Genomic DNA, 20,957 nt, shown 5'->3' with positions numbered 1-20,957 from the left:
AAGGGATTAAAAATACAGCGATATGGCTTTTTCTGCAGAAAAAACATCGACTTAGGATGCTTAAAAAGAAACTTATCTATTATTTACGTTGGGCTTTACGAAAGAAAAATCTATAGCTAAAGCTTACTAGACCTAATAATCAGATTTCTAAAGCACACCAAAAAAATTATCACGGTCGGTACGAGTACAAAGATATTCTGCTCATTGTAGAAGGCGTACCACAGCGAAGCACAAACATAAGCACTTGGAACGATCAGTCTGTGAAATGTCGTAAACCTATCTGCGAGATACAAGCCGACTACTGCATTCAATCCCATCCAAACAAATGACTGCCAAGCACCAATAGATGACTTGATAGGTGCAGGAAGGTATATAAGCGCAAACCCTTTCATTGGTGACAGTAAATCAGCCGCCAAATGAATACTCACACCTACACATAACCCAGCTACAACGGGTTTCGTTAGGTTTGATTTAACCAGCAGTAGTAGCAACGGAATGAGTAAGCTATGTGTAATGATCGAGCGATGATGCAAAACACTCATCCACTTCAAATCCAAGTCTGGTAAGTACAGCCCGAAATAGATGAAAATCAGAAATATAGCTATGGCTATTAAGTTATTGATTGGAACGCTCCAGTTGTGAAAACTAGTGAGTAAACTTCTTAATGCAGGTGAACTATAAACCAAAATGTATAGTCATTGCGTCAAAACAACCCAAACACGTTATTCTTCCCATCATTCTCTTTCCCTTTTAACTGATGATGCTTTGGCTGTCCGCCAAACAATAGAATATAGAGCCGGTTGTCTCGGTACGTTCCTACCACGTAGTGATTTTGCTGTATTACATACTCAACTACTTCTGCTTCTAGATCAGTACACAGGTATTTAATATCGATCAGCTTTACTTTCTGTAGGCCAATGACGTTCTCTGCCTCAATGAAGCCACCAAACGGTGCTGAAAATTGATTTCCACGTTTTAGAAGAGCGATAACTTTTCCATCGTTCTTGGTGTTCATCCCTATCGGGCCATCGCTATTGATTTTGTAAATGCCGTAGCCAACACTCACTTGAATTGATTGAAACATAGTAGAACCTAATTAATCTTCTATCGAAGCCGTAATGAACCAGCCTCTTTCTTCAGGGTGCGAGGCATGTGCCATTCCCCCAATTTAAAACATTGCTCTACGTTTTAGCTCGAATTATACTGTTTATATATACAGTTATTTTAGGCTTTATTATGTCTGTCCGCAATTTAAAAGATGGTTCAACGAAACCCTGGATTTGTGAATGCTACCCAAACGGGCGCAACGGTAAGCGTGTTCGTAAGAAGTTCACAACGAAAGGGGAAGCAAAAGCGTTTGAGCTACACACAATGCGAGAGATTGAAGAAAAGCCCTGGATGGGTGACAAGCCAGATCATCGTAGGCTTTCTCATGTTATTGAGCTTTGGTACTCCCATTACGGGCAAACACTCGCTAACGGTGATGTGATATTTCAAAAGTTCAAACTGATGGTTGAGGCTATGGGTAACCCTATTGCTTCTGTTTTTACGGCTAAAATTTATTCTGAGTTTCGCAGTAAGCGCATGGCTGGACATATTAGTTTTGTTGATGACCGATGGCAGAAAGGTGCGCCAAGCATCTCTACTCTGAATTCTGAACTGGCTCGGTTCAAAGCAGTCTTCAGTAAGCTTAAAGAACTGGGTGAATGGAAGCTTCCCCACCCTTTGGAAGAACTAAAGCCCTTTAAGCAATCTGAAAGAGAGATGGCGTTCCTATGCAAAGAGAAGATCCCATTGCTGTTGGAGCTTGTTGGATGCCACGAACGAGATGACATGCTTAGAATAGTGAAGATTTGTTTGGAAACAGGTGCAAGGTGGAACGAAGCGGCGCAATTACGCGGTAGCCAGCTGTCGAAACATAAGATCACTTATACGAACACCAAGACCAAGAAGAATCGCTCTGTGCCTATTTCTGAAGCTTTGTATGAGGAAATCTATAAACCAACATCCGGTAAGTTGTTTGAAGAGTGCTACACCCCTTTCTGCTACATCTTGAAGAATAAATTAGGTTTAACATTACCAACTGGGCAAGCCTCGCATGTTCTTCGCCATACGTTCGCTAGCCATTTCATGATGAACGGCGGCAATATTTTGGTGCTAAGAGATATTCTTGGCCACGCTGATATTAAAATGACGATGAGATACGCCCATTTTGCTCCCGATCATCTTACCGATGCCATCGCGCTCAACCCTATTGCAAATCTTTAGTCTGCCGCCACAAAAAACTTTTTTGAATGGCTGTCGCCACTTTGTCGCCACCTGCCAATTTTCAGACAAAAAAAGAGCCGCTAAAAGCGGCCCTTAATATTCAAAATAGAAAAACTATTTCCGTTTACTCTTTACCGAAAACGTTGTTCTCTTGCTCTTGTACACGGATGAACGTGGTACGCTTCGTTAGCTCTTTAAGCTTTGCTGCGCCTACGTATGTACAAGTTGAACGTACGCCACCAAGGATGTCATTGATAGTGTCGTTTACGTCACCACGGAATGGTAACAGTACGGTTTTACCTTCAGCTGCGCGGTAGTTCGCAACACCGCCAGAGTGCTTAGACATAGCTGACTGAGAAGACATGCCGTAGAACTTCATGAACTTCTTACCGTCTTGCTCGATAACTTCGCCGCCAGACTGTTCGTGGCCTGCTAGCATACCGCCAAGCATAACGAAATCTGCGCCGCCGCCGAATGCTTTAGCAACATCACCAGCACAAGCACAACCGCCGTCACCAATGATCATGCCGCCAAGGCCGTGTGCTGCGTCTGCACATTCGATGATTGCTGAAAGTTGTGGGTAACCAACACCTGTTTTAACGCGTGTCGTACATACAGAACCTGGGCCGATGCCCACTTTCACGATATCTGCACCCGCTAGGATTAGCTCTTCACACATGTCGCCAGTAACAACGTTACCTGCAGAGATAGTTTTAGTCGGGAACTCAGCACGTACACGCTCTACGTATTCTACTAGGTGCTCAGAGTAACCGTTTGCTATATCAATACAGATAAATTCTAGGTCTTCGCTTAATGCCAAGATCTCTTTTGTTTTTTCAAACTCACGGTCAGACGTACCAGTAGATACGAATACCTTGTTTAGAGTCTCTTTGTCTGCGCCTTTTACAAAGTCAGCCCACTGCTCAACAGTGTAGTGTTTGTGCATTGCAGTCATAACACCGTGCTTAGCAAGCTCGGTTGCCATTTCAAAACTACCAACTGAATCCATGTTAGCTGCAATAACAGGTGTACCTGACCATTGACGACCACTGTGCTTGAATGTAAAATCGCGGGTTAAATTTACTTGAGAACGACTTTTCAGTGTTGAACGCTTCGGGCGAAACAGTACATCTTTAAAGCCTAACTTAAGTTCTTGTTCGATACGCATTGTGTAAATTCCTTGATTTAGTAATACATGTTCCAGTGGGCATCATGCTCATTGATTTGTTACAACCATCATTAAGCATAGTGCGTTGATAAGTCGTTGGCAGACGATTTACCTTTCTTCGGACACAAAAAAACCGGAGCGTTGGCAGACGCTCCGGTTTTCAGCATTATAGGTCGTGATTTTTTTCCTGCAAGTCTGATAAATTAATTTTTTTTATGTTACCTTACGTAGGAAAGCACCTAGAGAAAGCAATCGTTTTCCACCCACTCTAAAATCACGGTAATTTTCCTTTAAAATCAGTTCATTACAAAACTTTCGACTCCATCGCTCAGTTTAATGCCAAGCCCCTTCATTTAAGCTCTTTCTTACCAAGCCACCATTTCAAAGCAATTGCGTGATCTAAATCTCTTTTCGTTGTTCGAAATTCCATCATTTCTAATTCAAAAATTCAGAAATATCTTCTGTTTCTCATTAAATATTTTCTGTTTTCATTTTTTGAATGTTCGGATCGGTTATTGCTTAACCAGTGTAAAGGTCAAAAATTCGACACCAGGGAATTATCATCATGGAGAGAACAATAAAAGCAGCCTATCTTACTGTCGTCATCGGGTTAATATTACAAGCTTCTACCTTCTCTCCACCTGCTCTAGCAAACCAAAACTCGCATAGGTTATTCGCAGAAACGGGCTACTCAAGTATCTCTGGTGAACTAGGCAGTAAGAACGCGTGGTTAACGAATGTAGGGTATAGCTATTATTTATCCCCTTTTATCGGGCTAGATGTTGGCTACACCAATATCGTTTCCGACACGCCACAGTATTCTAATGAGTATTTGGATACGATTGGTCTCTCATACCAAGGTTACTTTGGTGGTGTTCAGATCCAACACCCAGTGAAAGAGCTAGGAACGCTCTACGCGAAAGGAGGGATAAGTTATACAACGCTCGAAGAGACAAATCTGACGATCAACCCTAATACCGTCGTAGAGTCGTCAAGCATTCAGCCCTACTACGGCGTCGGTGTTAAATTCAACTCTATTTTTCGGCCAGATCTGGATGTTAATGTCGAATTCATCCATCACGATTTGGAAGGCGATTATTCAAATTCATCCTTTCTTGTTGGCGCGAGCTTTAAGCTCTAACGCCATCAATTAGGTATTCACACTGCTAGTTATTCGATTTATTTGCTTCCAATGAAACGAGCGCCTCGGAAGTGGCATCTTGAATAGATAAGAACATCGATTTAATTTCACCTGTTGGCGTACGCATTGGATTTAGTGTGACGTTTTGGTACATAAATTCCGCTTGCTGAGTGATTGGCCTAACATTGCGGCAATGGAATAAGTAGGGTCTTTGTTGCCATGTAATGAAGCTGCGGCAACCTAAGTCATAAACGGGTTTAGTTTTTAAACGAAACCAATCTTGTGGGATCTCAGGAAACAGTTCAAACAATGATTTCCCAATGGCATCGTGACCTTGCTTACCACTATGGTGAGTCATGAAGCCATTCCACACTTGAACGTTATAGTCTCTATCAATCACGATTAAACCCATATCGACATTCTGGACCATATCAACCATCCAGTGGAACTGCTCAAATTCGGCAGGAAGATTTAACATTAAAAGTCCTCCATTAAGTAGGCAAGTTTGTTATCAATCAGTGGTAAAGACTCATCAACAAACATAAATAGAAGATCGCATCGAATCGATGTCCCATCAATGTTGTAACTCACTTCAAAAGTCATGGTTTTCGTAAAGTTGCCACTGGTAGAGTTAATAACGGAATCAATCGATATATGCTGGCCAAGAAGAACCGGTGAACTTTGGAAAAAGCGTACTTCTGATTGCTCCCCTAGCCCATTTAGAAATGAACCAACAAGAATATTAGAGACATCCATTAACAGTTCTAGCTCTTCTAACTCTTCGCTATCGGCAGGTACCTTCATCAACTTTTTAAGATCAGTGACACTCGAATCACTTAATAGTACAAGTGCTTCACCCGCAATGCCTTCACCACTGAACCCTTGGCAAACACCCGATACCTGATCGTTGTCAGCAAGATCTCTTAGTGCCATGTGAAGCTCACTAAGCTCTAGAATATTCACATTGGGTAATGGCAGGTGAACAAACACGTCAAAATGCCGTGCTAACGCATCTGCTGCTCGCCCTATAGACACGTTCGCTACTTCCATATAGATATCTCTACGACGAAGTATTGGTAGGTCAAGAGGCGCTGGTGTCACAATTTGCGGTTGAGCCGCAGGGACAACGAGAGTTCTTAAAACATCATTAAGTAATTTTTTATCGATGGGCTTTTGAATAAAACTTTTCGCACCCAATGCATCAACGCGCTCTTTTGCTTTGGGCTGAATATCACCGGAAACAACAACAACTGGAATATCAATTCCACGATTTTTTATCTCTTCAAGCGTTCCAAAACCATCCAATTCAGGCATGGTGAGATCCAAGAACATCAGTTTAAATTCTTGTTGTTCTAACTTCTCTAAAGCATCCAATCCGTGGACAGCAAAGGTAATTTCAGCATTAAGTGATGCAGGGAGAGAACGTGCCATCTGTTTTCGAGCCAAAGCAGAATCATCACAGATGAGAACGGAGTAAGACATGCGTTCACCTACTATAAAATAACTATTATTTAATTAGAGTGTAACAGATAGTTACCGTATCACGACTTGAATAACGACTTTTCTCCCTTATTAATTGATTCTTCTATAAATAAAACTCACAACGGCACAGATAACGTTCAATTATTATTCAAGGATCATGATTTTCTTGAGAGAGAAAGAGAAGTACCCCTGACTTCCTATGAAATCAGGGGTACTTTAAAATTTCTTCTGGCACTCCATTATGAAAGAGAACGCCCAATAAAGCCGTTATTTTGCCATAGCGATCAGGGATTTCCCCATCAACCACTCAATCTCACGTTGGCTTTGTTCGCCAAACTGAGTTTCAGCCATTTTGTAAAGTCGGTCAATACCATTAGCCGCAAATTCATGCGCTCGCTCTGCGGTCACAATGTGGTGAAATAGCAGACGTAATATCGCTAAAAACTCTTTATCGTTTAATGCTGTTACCCAGCTGTCAGAAAAGGTTTTCAAATCGCTGCTAACATCTAAATGTTCAACAAATATTTTGAAGATACGGCCGTCTAATGCTGCTGTAAAATCGGTTTTCTTTGGAAAGTGATGGCTAATGCCAGTACGAGATACGCCAGTCTGTTGACTTAAGGTGGTGTAAGACATTTTGTCATAACCAAGCCTTAATAGTTGATCAACAACCGCATCCATAATTGTTTGAATGGTAATTTCAGTATCTTCTTTACTACGCTTTGGCATCGTTTAACTCTTCTATTTATTAACTTTACTCAGCCTTGAGTATTTAATCCGTTCGGTCGTGTACTCAATGGTGACACAGGTACATGACTCTCAATTTACATATATGAGTAATTTTGCATATTGATTTCTATCAATACACCAATTAACTCTTTCACTTACTTTTCATTGAACGGAATGATGTTATATATATCACGAATAGACAACTCATGAGCACAGCTACTCTTGCGGTTTTTCTGCTTCGCCGCCGATATATTCGATCTTGATCACAGTTCACTATACACTTGTGCTCAGCAGAAGTGCTGTGTTGAGAAGTCAGGTAGAGCTTCATCACAATCACTACAGTATAACATTCTGTTTCTATCCCGCACGACTATGCGCTTTTTTGTGGATAGAGATCAAATTGATAGGTAAAATGTCCGGACTTTTGTTAGGGGAATGTGTAATGAGCACCGAAAAAATCGAAAATGATGTATGTGAAGCTTGCGGATGTGCTGGCGAAATTGGCTTTATCATCAATGAAGGGGACGAGGTTTCTGAAGTAACGATCCACGCGAGCGACTCTGTTCACCTTAAAGCAGAATTAGACAAGTATCTAACGCTTGCTAACGACGTATGTAAAAACGTTGAAATTGAGCTACCAGAAATTACTGAAGCGTCTACAGAAGCAACAGCACGCTTTAAGTTTGAAGTCAGTGCAGAGAAAGTAATTTTTGAATTGAAGACTCGCTCACTTAGACGTTAATACCGTTTGAAACACGGGTGATTATTTTTATTAGATATAGAGTAGTAAGTCATTTCTCATCAACACATTGGCTGCTACTCTTTTTCACAATCACTCATTATTAAATACCTTCACTTGCTTGTATAACTCCAGCTCATTTGTCCTTTTATCTCGCTGATACTTAGAGTAAATATCACAGTTTTTTCTGATTAAGATTGATCGTTCTCTCTTTACTGACGATACTAAACACTCTCTTGTTACCCTTGGCGCCACCTTTGATGAAAACTACTTTAACGAAAGCTATTTTTGTCTCTCTGTTTATCTTAGTTTCTCCACTCTCCTTTAGTGAGCCACTTGACCACTACAAGATCCTTAATCATTTAGACAATTATGGAAATCTTGACTTAAGAAATAAGCCTTACACCTCATTGCCAGACGGCCTTGTTGTAAAAGGTAACCTCAACATTTCAAAAACATCGATAAAAAAACTTCCAAAAGGCATCGATATTAATGGGAGCCTTGAAGCAACAAACTGCGAATTAAAACAGATTCAGAAAGGAACGAAAATTAAAGGCTATGCAAACCTGTTGGGTTCTAAGCTAACGCGCTGGCCTGGTGGTATTAACGTAGGTGGGTATATTAATCTCACCGATACACAAGTAGCGACACTGCCCCCTAGGTTTAGAGTGAGGGGTGATTTGAGTGTGATCAGAACCCCTTTAGAACAACTTCCTGAAGGTATTATTGTTGAAGGTAGCCTCTTTATTGGTGGATCGAAAATCACCACGTTTCCAGAGACGATGACCGTAAATGGCAATATCTACCTTGGTGGTAATACCATCACCAAATGGCCTTCTAACCTGACTCTTGGTGGAGCAGTTGCGCGATAAGAGACAAGCTCGATAAAATACCGTTTAACGACCAAATAGAAAAAGAGATGCTTTAAAGCATCTCTTTCTTGTTTTGGCTAGTGCTCATTGCAAAGCGTATTAGTTCTGGTTATGAACTGGGTTTGCGTAGCTATCAAGCAGATATTTGTGTGCATCCAAAGGTAGCTGCTCTAATTTCTCTTGTAAGCGTTCACGTGTTTGTGGCTCTACGTCTTGTTCCATATCAGCAGCAAGCTGGTTGATCGGAAACAGCTTATAGTTCTCATGAATTTGGCGATCTAACTCAGCCGCTAACTCTTCAGGTGCGTCATATTCGTTATCTATAACATCACCAAACGCCACGTGAACCTTGCCTTTATCGCCCACAATGCCTTGGATAATGCTCTCGATATCTTCAAATTCACCTTTTTCATACTCGCCATGTGTCGCTTTTTCATAAAGCTCACGTGCTTTCGCAATATCACATGGGTCGTTTTCGTAAGAGATCGAAACAGGAACAATACGCAAAGATTTAGAATACTCACCAAAGCTGATTTTTTGCTTACGCCCTTCGACATGGAACATTTTTAAAATCGCAGGATCAGTAAAATCATTGCCATCTTTTGCTCGCCCTTCTTTCTGAGCAATCCAGATAGAGTTGCCAGAATCTAAGGAGTGCTTAATGTAACCAGACAGTGTGCCAAGCATTTTCATCATTTCACGTGGCCCTTTTGCCGAACGCTTAACAATGAAGCTTTTATTAAGACGCATCAGCTCAGTCGCACAAGGCTTTTTAAGCAAGTTATCGCCAATCGCAATTCTCACTGTCTTGTGACCACTTTCGTACAAACCAAAGTTCACTAAAGCTGGATCCATTGCAATATCACGGTGATTTGAAACAAATAGGTAAGACGTTTCTTTGTCTAACTTATCTAAACCACTGAACGTCACACCATTGGTCGTCGTTTTCAGTGTATTGGTTAGATACTTCTTTACTTCTGTTTGAATCGCTTCAACGCTGGTCAGTTTTTTCCATTTGAATTTCAGGTACGCTTTAACAAACGGACTCATTATCGCCATGAACCAAGACGCATGATTTGAAAAACGATGGTGAAGAATCGCACTGATGAACTCTTCATCATTAATAAGGCGATCTAGCGCAGCTGGGATCTCGTCATCATTATAAGGACGAATATCTACATAAGGGTCTGTGTTTGAAGTCATTAGTTACTACGTAATAGAAAAAAGCTCGCCTATTCTACGCATAGTTGGTGAGGTTATCAGCTATTGAGTTCTCATAAATTACAAGGTCTGACCAGATGTTTGTGATTGTCATTCCGTTCTATTGGCATTTTTTGCTAGAAAAGGTAATCTTGTCGCCCCGTACACTAAGGTCTAGCTCATGCATTACGCCATTCAACATCACATCACTCAATACGAGTTTTTAACGACAACACCTCGTAAAAAGGTCATTAAGCAGAGTCTCATCCGAGTGATAAAGGGGTTGATGTTAGTCCGACTAGGGAAAAACGAATACGCCATCCACCAAGGTGAATCGATGTGGATTCCGCTAGATTGCCTTTGTAGTTTGACCTTTTTTCCAAACAGTCAGATTCAGTCGATTGATTTCTCTTCTCGACTCGACCTGAATTTCCCTGCAAGCTCAGGCCAAATAAAACTAAATGAGCTTTTAGAAGCACTGCTTAATCAGCTTTGTCAGCTGACGAAAGTTGGTGAACGAGAGGCTAAAGAAACATTAGTCGATGATCCGTATTTTCAATCGGTGCTGTCATTAGTAAAGTTCGAAACGTTGAACCTAAACCCTAAGCTAAAGCTTGATAAGTTCAGTCAGGCTGTCTCTTCTTGGAAACCACTAGAAGCAACAAATCTTGACGCTCAAGTGCAAATCGCACTGCTCATTCGAGAAGCGAAGAAACGTGCACTTTCAGGGCAAAAAAAGCCACTCATTGCTGAGCAGCTTTTTTCAGGAAATGAAAAAGAGTGTGACCAAGTTGCCGCGCTTATCTTAGGTCACACACTTTAGCTATTATTTGCGCAGTAGCTATTATTCACGTATTAGCGACGATTCCTATATCAGCGATACATACCGACAAATAGGCGAGCCGTTCTAAGTCTTTACAGTACTCGTTATCGCTAAGCGATTTCGTCGGTCACCGCCTGTTTTATCAAAAGCAGGCTTGTTTTGGGATCCACGGTAATATCGAGTAAGCCAGATTGTGCTTCATAATTATCATCCCTCAGGTTATCTAACCAGGTTCCATCTGCCTTGATTTGAGCGGTCAGTTTAGATATCGATTTATTAAGAACTACGATGCCTTGCTCTCCTCGCTGGAAAATCAATAAATCTTCACTCGCTTCTATCATACGCATTGGCAACCCATGCATCTTGTTATAGAAGTGAATTCGCTTTGTCATTCGAGCATCATCCCAAGCACCTTGCCATCTTGGCAACCCGTTCGAGTCTTTAACGCCACTTTGGTCTAAATCACTATATATTAACGGTGCGCCACCATCTCGCCCAAGGATATAACTGTAAGCTAACCACTCATTCTCTTCCGTCATGATCATATCTTGAAATACGTCATTGTTAGGAATGTCATGAGTAATCGCAAAAGTGATGGCTCGGCGTTTAGAGAGCGCTTGGCCAAAACAGTATGGGTCAACCAATGACTTTAAACTTCCTTTGTCACTGAGTGAATCATACAGCGTCTGAAATAACGGAAAGTCATAAGCACCTAAGCGGGTCTCTTTTAAATAGGGCTCTAGGAACAGTTCATACTCTTCTTTTGTTGCCCCACCATCGGTGATGATTTCCCCGAAAATATGGACACCATCCGTGACTTCCTTACTCCATACTTGTTGTAACTGTTTGAGTGTAATGTGCTTAGCCGCATCAATTCGAAAACCCTTCACACCAAGCTTTTTTAACGCCAACAGGTAGGATTTTTGCTGCTCAATCACATGCTGATTATCTTTAAGCGTAGGTAAACCTGGATCATTTGGCCCACCCGTGATTCTTCCATTTTGTACTTCCCACTTATCGCGCCAATCTTTGATTCCAAAGGCATCGACAAAGTCATCTTCGTCAAAAATCGGTGTCGAGAGATCACCAAAAAGTCGAAGTGATTCGTAATAATCAGAATCCGCCTGATAGCGATTTAGATCAGCTTGATTTGGGTACTGTAGATCACTACGAATCGAAGATTCGTTTGCCATGTGGTTAAAAACCACATCCACGTAAATATGGATATTAAACTTGGCGAGCGCTTCAACCATTGAAACAAAATCGTGTGTATCACCGAGCTGGTTTTCAATAACACGGTAGTCTTGCGGTTGGTAGCGTTGCCACCACTCGGTCCCCTCTGGATGCACCAATGATTTCATTGGTGGAGACACTAATACAGATTTATAACCGCCTTCAGAAATCGCTTTCGCACGCTCACCCACTAAGGCATAAGGCCAATCAAATGCATGTAAGATTACATTGGCAAAATTCACATTTTCCATATGTATTCAATCCCTTAAGTAGATTTTATTACTATTAGTAACGGCATTATATCGCTATCGTTAAAGAAAGCATTCCCCCTTTTCTTTTCATTCTTAGTATGAGTTAGGGGGCGTAGCGTTGCTTATGATTCTTCATTTCAGCAAAAACATTCTTTCTATAGCGAATGATTTCTCCAAAACCGGCCTGCTTCATGTCATTAATGCACTATTTAGCAAACCACAACGCCGCATCTATACTTTAATAGGTGTAGGCCTGAAAAAATGGGCTTAATACTGATTCATTGGGATGTAGAGGGAAAGTATAATGACGTTACGTGTCGATATTGTATCTGACGTGGTATGCCCATGGTGCGTTATTGGCTACTTACGTCTTGAGCGTGTCATCGACCAGCTAGCACTCAAACAGCCCGTTGAGGTTCACTGGCACCCCTTCGAACTTAACCCTGCAATGAGTCAAGACGGGATGGACTTGCATCAGCATATATTCGAAAAGTATGCCTCCACCAGTGATGCGAGCGAAAGCGCGAGACAAACGATCACTCAACTAGGTCAAGAGCTCAACTTTTTCTTTAACTTTACGCCCGACATGAAGATATACAACACCAGAAAGACGCATCAACTCCTTATGTGGTCTGCCCAATTTGGTTTGCAATACAGCCTTAAAATGGCACTGTTTAACGCCTATTTCACACGGTCAGTTAATATTAACAGCACGGAAAGCTTATGCAGTCTTGCCAAATCGGTTGGTCTGAACCCAGAAGTTGCTCGGCAAGTCATCGAAGACGAAACATGGGAAAAAGCCGTGGCGACAACAGAGCAGCAGTGGATAGACGCTGGAATAAACGCTGTTCCTGCTTTTATATTTAATCAAAAGCAAATATTAATCGGTGCTCAATCGGAAGACACACTCACTGATCTCATCCGTGACAGTTTGCTATAAACCGCCATATAACCCTTATTGACAGTCAATATGACTAACATTATCCATACCGTTAGCGAATAATCATTGCCCTCGCGTATTACTCATCATAAGCTCAGTTCAAATTAATAATAAAGCGGTAAAGTTATGAAAAGCTCATTTGTGTACCCAATTGGTGTACAGGGAAAACCTTGGGGTGACCAAGAACGTAAAGAATGGAGAGAGCAAACCCGTATTAAACGTGAATACAACGTTGAAGTGGTGCCAAAAATTCAAGCGCTCGCTAAGCAATATAATGTCGAGCAATACGGAGCACTTTCTTACGATCCTGAACGTTACCCTCTTTTCTGCATCAAAAACTGTGATTGGGATGAAAGCAAGCCAACGATCTTAGTCACTGGTGGTGTGCATGGCTATGAAACCAGTGGTGTTCATGGCGCACTTAAGTTCGTCGAAACTCAAGCTCAATTCTATAGCAAGCATTTCAACATCGTTGTTGCACCATGTGTCAGCCCTTGGGGTTATGAGACGATTAATCGTTGGAACCCAAATGCGATTGATCCTAACCGTTCATTTTATCAAGACACACCCGCTGAAGAGTCTGCAAACTTGATGGAGATGGTTAAGGGTTTGAAGACGGAGATCTTTATTCACGTTGATCTACATGAAACCACCGACAGTGATGAAACAGAGTTTCGCCCAGCGTTAGCCGCTCGCGACGGTAAAGAACTGATTGAAGGGATGATCCCTGATGGTTTCTACACGGTTGGTGATACTGAAAATCCACAACCTGAGTTTCAGCGTGCCGTTATTGAATCAGTAAAGCAAGTTACGCACATTGCCCCTGCTGATAGCAACAATAAGATCATTGGTTCTGACGTTGTTCAGGAAGGCGTGATTAACTACCCATTAAAAGCGTTGTCTTTATGTGGTGGTTTGAGTGGTTGCCAGTACGGCACCACCACTGAAGTCTACCCTGACAGCCCTAAAGTCAACGACGAAGAGTGTAATCACGCTCAAGTTGCGGCAATTATCGGCGCGTTAGATTTTGGTATAGCACAGTTAAAAGCGTAAACAACGCAAAACGCTAGAGTAATCTATTTTTGTATTGCTCTGGTGTTTGCCCCGAATACTTCTTAAACATTGAAATATAAGGGCTTGCTTGGTTATAGCCTAAGGTTAAGGCGACTTCTTTTACGGAGTGGCCTTTTCTTAATAAGTCCATCGAGTGCAAGTATCTCACTCGCAATCGCCATTCAGTAAAGCTCATCCCCAACTCCGCCTGACAATGTCGTGCTAACGTTCTCTCAGTCGTGTGGACACGTTCAGCCCACTGCCCTAACGATGTCGTATCCGTCGGGTTCTCTTCAACCGATGCCAATATGGTTGCTAAGTATTTGTGATTAGTAGTAGGTAGAAAGTGGCGTTCCGTCTCTTCTGTGGCCAATTGATCCAATAGAACTTGTATTAAGCGTTTATCTTGCTCGCTTTGGGCGACATTGATTTTACGTTGGCGAAAGTCATCTATGATTGAAGAGACAATGGGCGTTACTTTAATCAAACTGGTTTGACTGGGAAAATTAGCAGTGAGTTCATGCGCGATATTGAGAGAGCAGTAGTCCAAAGGTTTTCTATTAAAACTGCAATGCTGCGCACCGGCTGGTACCCAAATTGCTAAATGAGGCGGCGCTAAAAAACGTGTGCCCTCTGCTTCCATTTCGAGAATACCACCACTTATTAACTGAACTTGCCCCCAAGGGTGGCTGTGAACTCGCGTCTCTGTATTAGAGAGAAACGCTTCAAAATTCATAAATACATCCGATGGTGCGCGAGCGATTGATAATGATGGGTGTAGTATCCGTGCTGGTTTTTTCAATCTTGTCTTCCTATCACGTCACATGTCTTTTAAAAGATACTTATTATTCTACCGACGTGTCAGACTTATTTCCACGGGCAATAATGCGATAGGGTTCACATGGTTTATTTACTTCCACTTTTTACAGTGATGATTTGGGGTGGCAATTCCATCATCAATAAAATGGCCGCGACCGCCATTGAACCCAGTGCCATGAGTTTTTATCGTTGGTTCTTTGCCATGTTGATCATGACACCTTTTTGTTTACCCACGGTTATTCGACAGTGGTCAATAATTAAGCCCTACCTTTCAAAGTTAGCCTTTCTATCTCTGCTTGGGATGGTGCTTAACCAATCATTAGGCTATTACGCTGGGCTTACGACAACGGCTTCCAATATGTCACTGATCATCTCATTAGTGCCTCTTCTGTCGGTTTTTATCAGTGTACCGTTACTGGGCAAATCCATATCAATGATCAGTGTCGTTGGTGGGGTAATTTCATTGGCAGGATTAACCTTTATGCTTGGGCATGGGGATATTGGATTCTTCCTCCATCAAGATATCACCCAAGGTGACGGGCTTATGGTGCTTGCGGCCATCATTTACGCAACCTATTGTGTGTTACTCAAGCGTTGGAAAATGCCACTAGGCAATTGGACGCTGATCTATTGCCAAGGCGTATTCGCGGTATTGATGCTAGCACCACTTTGGATGACAAGTGAGCAACTATTACCAACACAAGAGTCACTTCCACTCATCGCTTACGCGGCTATTCTGGCTTCGGTTCTGGCACCTTGGATGTGGGTAAAGGCAATCGACACTATTGGAGCGGAATCAAGTGCGATGTTTATGAATCTCATGCCGGTTATCTCGGTCGCTCTCGCGACGTGGCTTCTTAATGAGTCAGTTCATAGCTATCACTTAATCGGTGGCTTGATGGTGATTACTGGTGTGATTCTTTCACAGATAAAGAAACGTTCTACACCCAATGCTCTGGCTGCACCACTTCCAAAGCCTCATGTATAAACAGGTAGAAACTTATATAAAAAATGAGGCGAGCTAGAATGCTCGCCTCATTTTAATCATCTATCAATATCGTCTTGTGGTTGCTGCAACTAAATGGCGACTTCACAATTAGTTTTTGGAATACAAGAACAAGCAAAGGCGATATTATCGAATCGCTCAGCAAGCTTAAGAACAGGCACATCTTCGTGGTTCACCTTGCCAGCGACTATCGACACTTTGCATGCCCCACACATACCAACGCGGCATTTGTTTGGAATAATCACGCCCGCAGTTTCAGCTTGCTCTAGTAACGTCTGTCGGTTATTACCTACAAAGCTTTTTCCATTCACTGTTAAGGTTAAGCTTTTTGCCTCTTCTTTTTCTGCCCCTTCTTTTTTTACCATGGCCGAATTGCTATCCGATGAATCCGCCAATTCTGGTCGTGGTCGTTCTGCATAAAATTGACCTTCTTGATATTCCAGCACTTCAATACGATCATTTTCGGTAATAACGCCTTCATTTCTTGCGACAAGGTTCTGACCAAAGAACACACCGCCTGACTCATCGGCTCTGAATGTCATCAGTGTTTTTAACGGTTCTTTAGACGCTCTAAAAGCACCTTTCGTTGTATCTACGGTCGTTAAAATACATCGTTCACAGGGCTTCACAATATCGAAAACCACTTCACCAATTCGTATCGTTTTCCAACAATCTTCAGCAAATGGCTCCGTGCCACTCACCACTAAGTTTGTGCGGAACTGTGTCATTGAGTGTGCTTCAGGGCTACGTCGATTAAGCTCTTCCAATGACGCTTCGCTTATCAAGAGAACCGGATAACCATCAGCAAAACTAACGTTATGCCCTACTTTTTCACGTACGCGATTTGACTGTTCGCCGCAGTAGAGAAGCTCAACATTTTGTCCAACGATCTCACTAAACCAATCATTGGCTCTGTCGGTTGTGGTATAGGCAGCGAAGCTATCTTTCCATACCGTTGCCTGCGTCTCTTGGCGTTTGAAATCTGAATAGGCTAATTTAAGTGGGCGCTGTCCCTCAGCAGTAAAAACGAAACCATTGGGCAATAAGCTCGCTTTCACTTGAACCATCTGCGGGTATTTTCTCGCCGTCACCATCGTACCGTCTGACGTTGCCAGCATAAAACGACGGTCAAAACTTAATCCTTGGAATTCTACCCAAGAACTCGATAGTGATATTCCACCAACGGATTTAACAGGATAAACATTAATTTGCGAGAGATGAGCGAGTGACATTAGCTACCTTAAGTAATCATTTGTTTTTGTAATCTAGATTTGAGCCAAAATTATAACGAAATAGCAACGCTGCAAACAATCCTATCTAGGGTCAAATCAATCAATAATTGTGTGAAACTTGAGAAAGAACGTGAAATAGATCCGCTTTTCCACTATCATCCTGTCGCCTAGACGGAAGCGTTTGCCTTCAAAAATCTGTTTAGGCTCCAATCACATAACAACGCAATTATCTAACGACTAATTGGTGGGAGCTTTCAATGACAACTATTACTATTACTCGCCCAGACGACTGGCATGTTCACCTTCGCGATGGCGACGTACTAACCGATACCGTTCGTGATATTAGCCGCTACAATGGCCGCGCTTTAATCATGCCAAACACAGTCCCACCAGTTACTGATACGGAAATGGCTATTGCTTACCGTGATCGCATCATGGCAGAAAAGCCAAGTGAGCAGTTCGAACCACTAATGGCTCTTTACCTGACTGACAACACAACACCTGACGAAATTCGTAAAGCGAAAGCTTCTGGTGCGGTTGTCGCTGCGAAACTTTACCCTGCAGGTGCAACGACCAACTCAGATTCAGGTGTGACGTCAGCGAAAAACATCTACCACGTATTTGAAGCGATGGAAGAAGTGGGCATGTTACTGCTGATTCATGGCGAAGTAACAACGCACGATGTTGATATTTTCGATCGTGAGAAAGAGTTCCTGGATACAGTTTTAGCGCCTATCGTTAACGATTTCCCAAATCTAAAAATCGTTCTTGAGCACATTACTACTGCTGATGCCGCGTCTTTCGTTAACAATGCAAACGACAATGTAGCTGCGACAATTACTGCTCACCACTTATTGTATAACCGCAACCACATGTTGGTTGGTGGCATTAAGCCACACTTCTACTGCTTACCAATTTTAAAGCGTAACACGCATCAGCAAGCTCTTATTGAAGCCGCGACAAGTGGTAGCAAGAAGTTCTTTATCGGTACTGATTCCGCACCTCACTCAAAGCACACCAAAGAAGCAGCATGTGGCTGTGCAGGTTCATACACTGCGCACGCGGCTGTTGAACTTTATGCTGAAGTGTTTGACCTTGAAGGCAAGATGGAAAACTTTGAAGGCTTTGTTAGCCACAATGGGCCAGACTTTTACGGCCAACCACGTAACAGCGACACCATCACGCTAGTGAAAGAGTCTTGGTTGGTTGATGAGATCATGCCATTTGGCCAAGACAAAGTTGTTCCAATTCGCGCTGGCGAAAACATTGAGTGGAAAGTGAAGTAATCACCTTCCTATCAAAATAGACAAGACGCTCAAAGCACCGCCCCTGAAAAGGTTTGGCGGTGTTTTATTATTTAGCGGGTGATGATTCTTTGTTTAAAAAAATGAGCAATATTCCCCCTAAAATCATCACACTAGTTATGACCACAGTCAGTGATAACGCCTCGTCCAACAGCAGCATACCCAAAAACAACGCGATAATTGGAACGGAAAGCTGCGCGACCGATGCTTTAAGTACTGACAGCTTAGTTAACACATAATACCAAAGCACATACCCCATACCCGATGCTAACACGCCAGATAGCACTGCCCACATCGCTCCATCAAACGTAATACTGTCTATTTTTAATGTCCAAGGGCTAAGAAACAGCACAATACCGGCAGCGCCAATAAAACTCTGAGTCATTCCAACGCGGGGAGAAGTGACAGACTTACGCTTACCAAGTAGCGTAAACACCGCCCAAGAGATCCCCGCAAATATCATCATGATCGCTGACATAAAATCAGGCGCACTGGCAGATGGCAGCATCAACAACACAAAGCCGGAAATCGATAGCCCTAACCCAAGCCATTCGTTTCGGTTTAGCGCATTGCCCTGCCAAATATGAAAACCAATCATAGTAAGCTGGACTGCGCCAAAGAGTAGCAGCGCCCCTGCTCCCGCCGTCAATTCTATATACGCGAACGAAAAAGCTATCGCATAAAGAAATAACGTGAGCGAACCACACAGTAACAATACAAAATGCTTCCGACTGGTTGGTAATAGAGAACTTGATGGAGTTTGTTCGCTGCTTAAGAAGCGACGCGCGATGAAATGAATAATCACCAAAGTACACATGCCCGATATTATGCGCAAAATCGTAAATGAACCTGGATCAATCGCATTATGTGCCAGCGCAACTCGGCACAGTAACGAGTTGGCTGCGAAAGCAACCATGGTAATAAAAGTAACAAGATAAATTGGCAACAGGCACTCCCTAGCGGTCACTGTCCTTCAATATTTCTGTTTGAGTCAACGAAACAGACATCAGTTCAATCTTACAATATCATGATCACTTTACCCATTCGTACTTTTCCCCATAGGCACTTTACCTATTGGCTCCTTACCCATAGGAAATAAAAAACCCGCAGAAGCGGGCTATTCATAATATCGGTTTAAACCCTCTGATAGGTTTAATGAACTGGCGCATCACTCTTAGCGTAGAACTGACCAAAGTGAGCTTCGAGAATTTCAGGGGTAAGTTTGCCCTCTTCTTCTAGCTTTTTAAGCTCCGCAACGACTGCTTTTTGATCTTCAAGTGAAGGTAATTTCACTTCAGGCTCGTTCGCTACTTCTTGAGATATTTGCTCTAGCTCTTTTTCAAAATCGCTCATTATATTTACCTACCAAAATACCCATTAGAAATGGGTTTAAATTAAAAACTGAAATCTCTATCCCCGAGTTTACCCATTTCATCGTGTTTATTCTAGCCTGCTATCGTTCGCCCGCAAAAGATGCTCAGTTAATCAGCAAACTGTTTGGCACTCTATTTAGTTTTCTATTTAGTTTTCTATTTAGTAATCATCAATTTTGGAATATGGAGCCAACTTTTCCAACTCAAAACGCTTGGAACCATCGTAATCATCCCCATAATGTAATCATCTGATTGTTAACAAGATCTCGTTGGCTATTTTTGCAACAAACAGTCCTGATGAGAACGAAGTTAATGGAACTTATTTTACTTTTGGCTCACTAATTGAAAAATTAGGAGAAATATACCGATGACGATAAAAGCCGTACAGCAACTACAAACCTACCTTGAAAGCCAAGTTATTGGGCAGTCTGACCTAGTAAAACAGCTGTTAGTGGCGCTATTAGCTGATGGGCATATCTTAGTCGAAGGTCCACCGGGGCTCGCTAAAACCCGTGCAGTAAAGTCTTTGGCCGATTGCATTGAAGGTGATTTCCATCGAATCCAATTTACACCCGATCTCTTACCTGCCGATCTAACGGGTACTGATATATTCCGCCAAGAAACAGGCGAGTTTAGCTTTCAGCCAGGCCCTATCTTCAACTCACTCCTGTTAGCCGATGAAATCAACCGTGCGCCAGCAAAAGTTCAAGCGGCAATACTTGAGGCCATGGCAGAAAAGCAGATAACAGCAGGTAAGAACACCTACAAGCTGCCTGAGCTGTTTTTGGTAATGGCGACGCAAAACCCAATTGAGCAGGAAGGTACTTACCCTTTACCTGAAGCTCAGCTCGATCGCTTTCTACTTCACTTGGATGTAAGTTACCCGAATGCAGAAAGTGAGCTAGAAATATTGCGCCTCAATCGCGGTGAAGCCAAAGGTGAACACGCTGTTTCTCCCCCGACGCTGACTCAACAGGATATTTTCACGGCAAGACAAGATGTGCTTAATATCCATATGGCTGACAGCATTGAGCAGTACATTATTCGCCTTGTCATGGCAACGCGCCAGCCTGAAGAGTACGATCAAACGCTCTCTCAATGGATTGAGCTTGGTGTCAGCCCTCGTGCCACTATCGCACTGGATCGCTGTGCTAGAGCGCACGCTTGGTTATCAGGGCGTGATTTCGTTTCTCCTGAAGATGTACAAGCCATGGCTTTCCCTGTGTTACGCCACCGTTTATTGCTCTCGTATCAAGCTCAAGCAGAAGGAGTACATCCAAACCAAGTGGTGAATCATTTACTCTCTTTAGTTGGTAGCGCGTAA

At 42.5% G+C, this 20,957-nt stretch carries 22 protein-coding genes; 10 read left to right on the top strand and 12 right to left on the bottom strand.

Translation table 11 applies throughout. The annotated features are described in order from the left end of the window. Positions 1-116: 116 nt before the first annotated feature. Positions 117-542, bottom strand: coding sequence for a hypothetical protein (locus tag KP803_RS10800; RefSeq protein ID WP_248008851.1), 426 nt, complete (start codon positions 540-542; stop codon positions 117-119). 161 nt (positions 543-703) lie between these two features. Continuing rightward, entirely contained in the window at positions 704-1,084 is a 381-nt protein-coding gene (locus KP803_RS10795) for a hypothetical protein (RefSeq protein WP_248008850.1), read from the bottom strand. Positions 1,085-1,236: 152 nt separating this feature from the next. Between KP803_RS10795 and KP803_RS10790 the strand changes: the two genes are divergently transcribed. Continuing rightward, positions 1,237-2,268 (top strand): phage integrase, encoded by a 1,032-nt coding sequence (locus tag KP803_RS10790; RefSeq protein ID WP_248008849.1) that lies wholly within the window; start codon positions 1,237-1,239, stop codon positions 2,266-2,268. 124 nt (positions 2,269-2,392) lie between these two features. Here the strand turns inward: KP803_RS10790 and KP803_RS10785 are convergent, their stop codons facing one another. After that, positions 2,393-3,436, bottom strand: coding sequence for a GMP reductase (locus tag KP803_RS10785; RefSeq protein WP_248008848.1), 1,044 nt, complete (start codon positions 3,434-3,436; stop codon positions 2,393-2,395). Positions 3,437-4,001: 565 nt separating this feature from the next. Here KP803_RS10785 and KP803_RS10780 point away from each other — a divergent pair. Further along, positions 4,002-4,577 carry an outer membrane beta-barrel protein gene (locus KP803_RS10780; RefSeq protein WP_248008847.1) on the top strand — a complete coding sequence of 192 codons (576 nt, stop codon included), beginning with the start codon at positions 4,002-4,004 and terminating at the stop codon, positions 4,575-4,577. Positions 4,578-4,602: 25 nt separating this feature from the next. Here the strand turns inward: KP803_RS10780 and KP803_RS10775 are convergent, their stop codons facing one another. The 3 genes from KP803_RS10775 to KP803_RS10765 form a co-directional block, all read right to left on the bottom strand. After that, positions 4,603-5,055, bottom strand: a complete 453-nt coding sequence (locus KP803_RS10775; RefSeq protein WP_248008846.1) for a PAS domain-containing protein — start codon at positions 5,053-5,055, stop codon at positions 4,603-4,605. Then, complete coding sequence (locus KP803_RS10770) at positions 5,055-6,059, bottom strand: response regulator (protein WP_248008845.1); 1,005 nt, start codon at positions 6,057-6,059, stop codon at positions 5,055-5,057. Before KP803_RS10770 ends, KP803_RS10775 begins: the two co-directional genes overlap by 1 nt. Positions 6,060-6,326: 267 nt before the next feature. Next, positions 6,327-6,788, bottom strand: coding sequence for a TetR/AcrR family transcriptional regulator (locus KP803_RS10765; protein WP_248008844.1), 462 nt, complete (start codon positions 6,786-6,788; stop codon positions 6,327-6,329). Between the two features lie 442 nt (positions 6,789-7,230). Here KP803_RS10765 and KP803_RS10760 point away from each other — a divergent pair, with 442 nt between their 5' ends. Further along, the gene (locus KP803_RS10760) at positions 7,231-7,530 is read left to right on the top strand and encodes a DUF406 family protein (RefSeq protein ID WP_248008843.1); all 300 of its coding nucleotides are present in this window, start codon (positions 7,231-7,233) and stop codon (positions 7,528-7,530) included. 257 nt (positions 7,531-7,787) lie between these two features. After that, positions 7,788-8,399 (top strand): hypothetical protein, encoded by a 612-nt coding sequence (locus tag KP803_RS10755; RefSeq protein WP_248008842.1) that lies wholly within the window; start codon positions 7,788-7,790, stop codon positions 8,397-8,399. A 99-nt stretch (positions 8,400-8,498) separates the two neighbouring features. On the opposite strand, the gene KP803_RS10750 is transcribed toward KP803_RS10755, so the two are convergent. Next, positions 8,499-9,602: a 1-acyl-sn-glycerol-3-phosphate acyltransferase gene (locus KP803_RS10750; RefSeq protein WP_248008841.1), complete on the bottom strand. Its 1,104-nt coding sequence runs from the start codon at positions 9,600-9,602 to the stop codon at positions 8,499-8,501. 178 nt (positions 9,603-9,780) lie between these two features. Here KP803_RS10750 and KP803_RS10745 point away from each other — a divergent pair, with 178 nt between their 5' ends. Continuing rightward, positions 9,781-10,422: a hypothetical protein gene (locus KP803_RS10745; protein ID WP_248008840.1), complete on the top strand. Its 642-nt coding sequence runs from the start codon at positions 9,781-9,783 to the stop codon at positions 10,420-10,422. Positions 10,423-10,532: 110 nt separating this feature from the next. Here the strand turns inward: KP803_RS10745 and KP803_RS10740 are convergent, their stop codons facing one another. Then, positions 10,533-11,906 (bottom strand): alpha-amylase family protein, encoded by a 1,374-nt coding sequence (locus tag KP803_RS10740; RefSeq protein ID WP_248008839.1) that lies wholly within the window; start codon positions 11,904-11,906, stop codon positions 10,533-10,535. Positions 11,907-12,210: 304 nt separating this feature from the next. On the opposite strand from KP803_RS10740, the gene KP803_RS10735 reads away from it, so the two are divergent. Then, positions 12,211-12,846 (top strand): DsbA family oxidoreductase, encoded by a 636-nt coding sequence (locus KP803_RS10735; RefSeq protein ID WP_248008838.1) that lies wholly within the window; start codon positions 12,211-12,213, stop codon positions 12,844-12,846. Between the two features lie 126 nt (positions 12,847-12,972). Next, positions 12,973-13,899 carry a M14 family metallopeptidase gene (locus tag KP803_RS10730; RefSeq protein WP_248008837.1) on the top strand — a complete coding sequence of 309 codons (927 nt, stop codon included), beginning with the start codon at positions 12,973-12,975 and terminating at the stop codon, positions 13,897-13,899. Between the two features lie 13 nt (positions 13,900-13,912). Here the strand turns inward: KP803_RS10730 and KP803_RS10725 are convergent, their stop codons facing one another. Then, complete coding sequence (locus KP803_RS10725; RefSeq protein ID WP_248008836.1) at positions 13,913-14,701, bottom strand: AraC family transcriptional regulator; 789 nt, start codon at positions 14,699-14,701, stop codon at positions 13,913-13,915. 99 nt (positions 14,702-14,800) lie between these two features. Here KP803_RS10725 and KP803_RS10720 point away from each other — a divergent pair, with 99 nt between their 5' ends. Then, the gene (locus tag KP803_RS10720) at positions 14,801-15,706 is read left to right on the top strand and encodes a DMT family transporter (protein WP_248008835.1); all 906 of its coding nucleotides are present in this window, start codon (positions 14,801-14,803) and stop codon (positions 15,704-15,706) included. Between the two features lie 89 nt (positions 15,707-15,795). Here the strand turns inward: KP803_RS10720 and KP803_RS10715 are convergent, their stop codons facing one another. Then, entirely contained in the window at positions 15,796-16,956 is a 1,161-nt protein-coding gene (locus KP803_RS10715) for a YcbX family protein (RefSeq protein WP_248008834.1), read from the bottom strand. A 257-nt stretch (positions 16,957-17,213) separates the two neighbouring features. On the opposite strand from KP803_RS10715, the gene pyrC reads away from it, so the two are divergent. Then, positions 17,214-18,242, top strand: a complete 1,029-nt coding sequence (gene pyrC, locus KP803_RS10710; RefSeq protein WP_248008833.1) for a dihydroorotase — start codon at positions 17,214-17,216, stop codon at positions 18,240-18,242. A 67-nt stretch (positions 18,243-18,309) separates the two neighbouring features. Here the strand turns inward: pyrC and KP803_RS10705 are convergent, their stop codons facing one another. Together KP803_RS10705 and KP803_RS10700 are read right to left on the bottom strand one after the other, a co-directional pair. Further along, on the bottom strand, positions 18,310-19,206 hold the full coding sequence (locus KP803_RS10705; protein WP_248008832.1) for a DMT family transporter: 897 nt from the start codon (positions 19,204-19,206) through the stop codon (positions 18,310-18,312). A 206-nt stretch (positions 19,207-19,412) separates the two neighbouring features. Then, complete coding sequence (locus KP803_RS10700; protein ID WP_248008831.1) at positions 19,413-19,613, bottom strand: restriction endonuclease subunit S domain-containing protein; 201 nt, start codon at positions 19,611-19,613, stop codon at positions 19,413-19,415. Positions 19,614-20,000: 387 nt separating this feature from the next. Here KP803_RS10700 and KP803_RS10695 point away from each other — a divergent pair, with 387 nt between their 5' ends. Further along, positions 20,001-20,957, top strand: coding sequence for an AAA family ATPase (locus tag KP803_RS10695; protein WP_248008830.1), 957 nt, complete (start codon positions 20,001-20,003; stop codon positions 20,955-20,957).

The organism is Vibrio amylolyticus (genome assembly GCF_023145695.1).
Lineage (GTDB): Bacteria > Pseudomonadota > Gammaproteobacteria > Enterobacterales > Vibrionaceae > Vibrio > Vibrio amylolyticus.
This window is presented reverse-complemented; position numbering and strand designations above follow the sequence as displayed.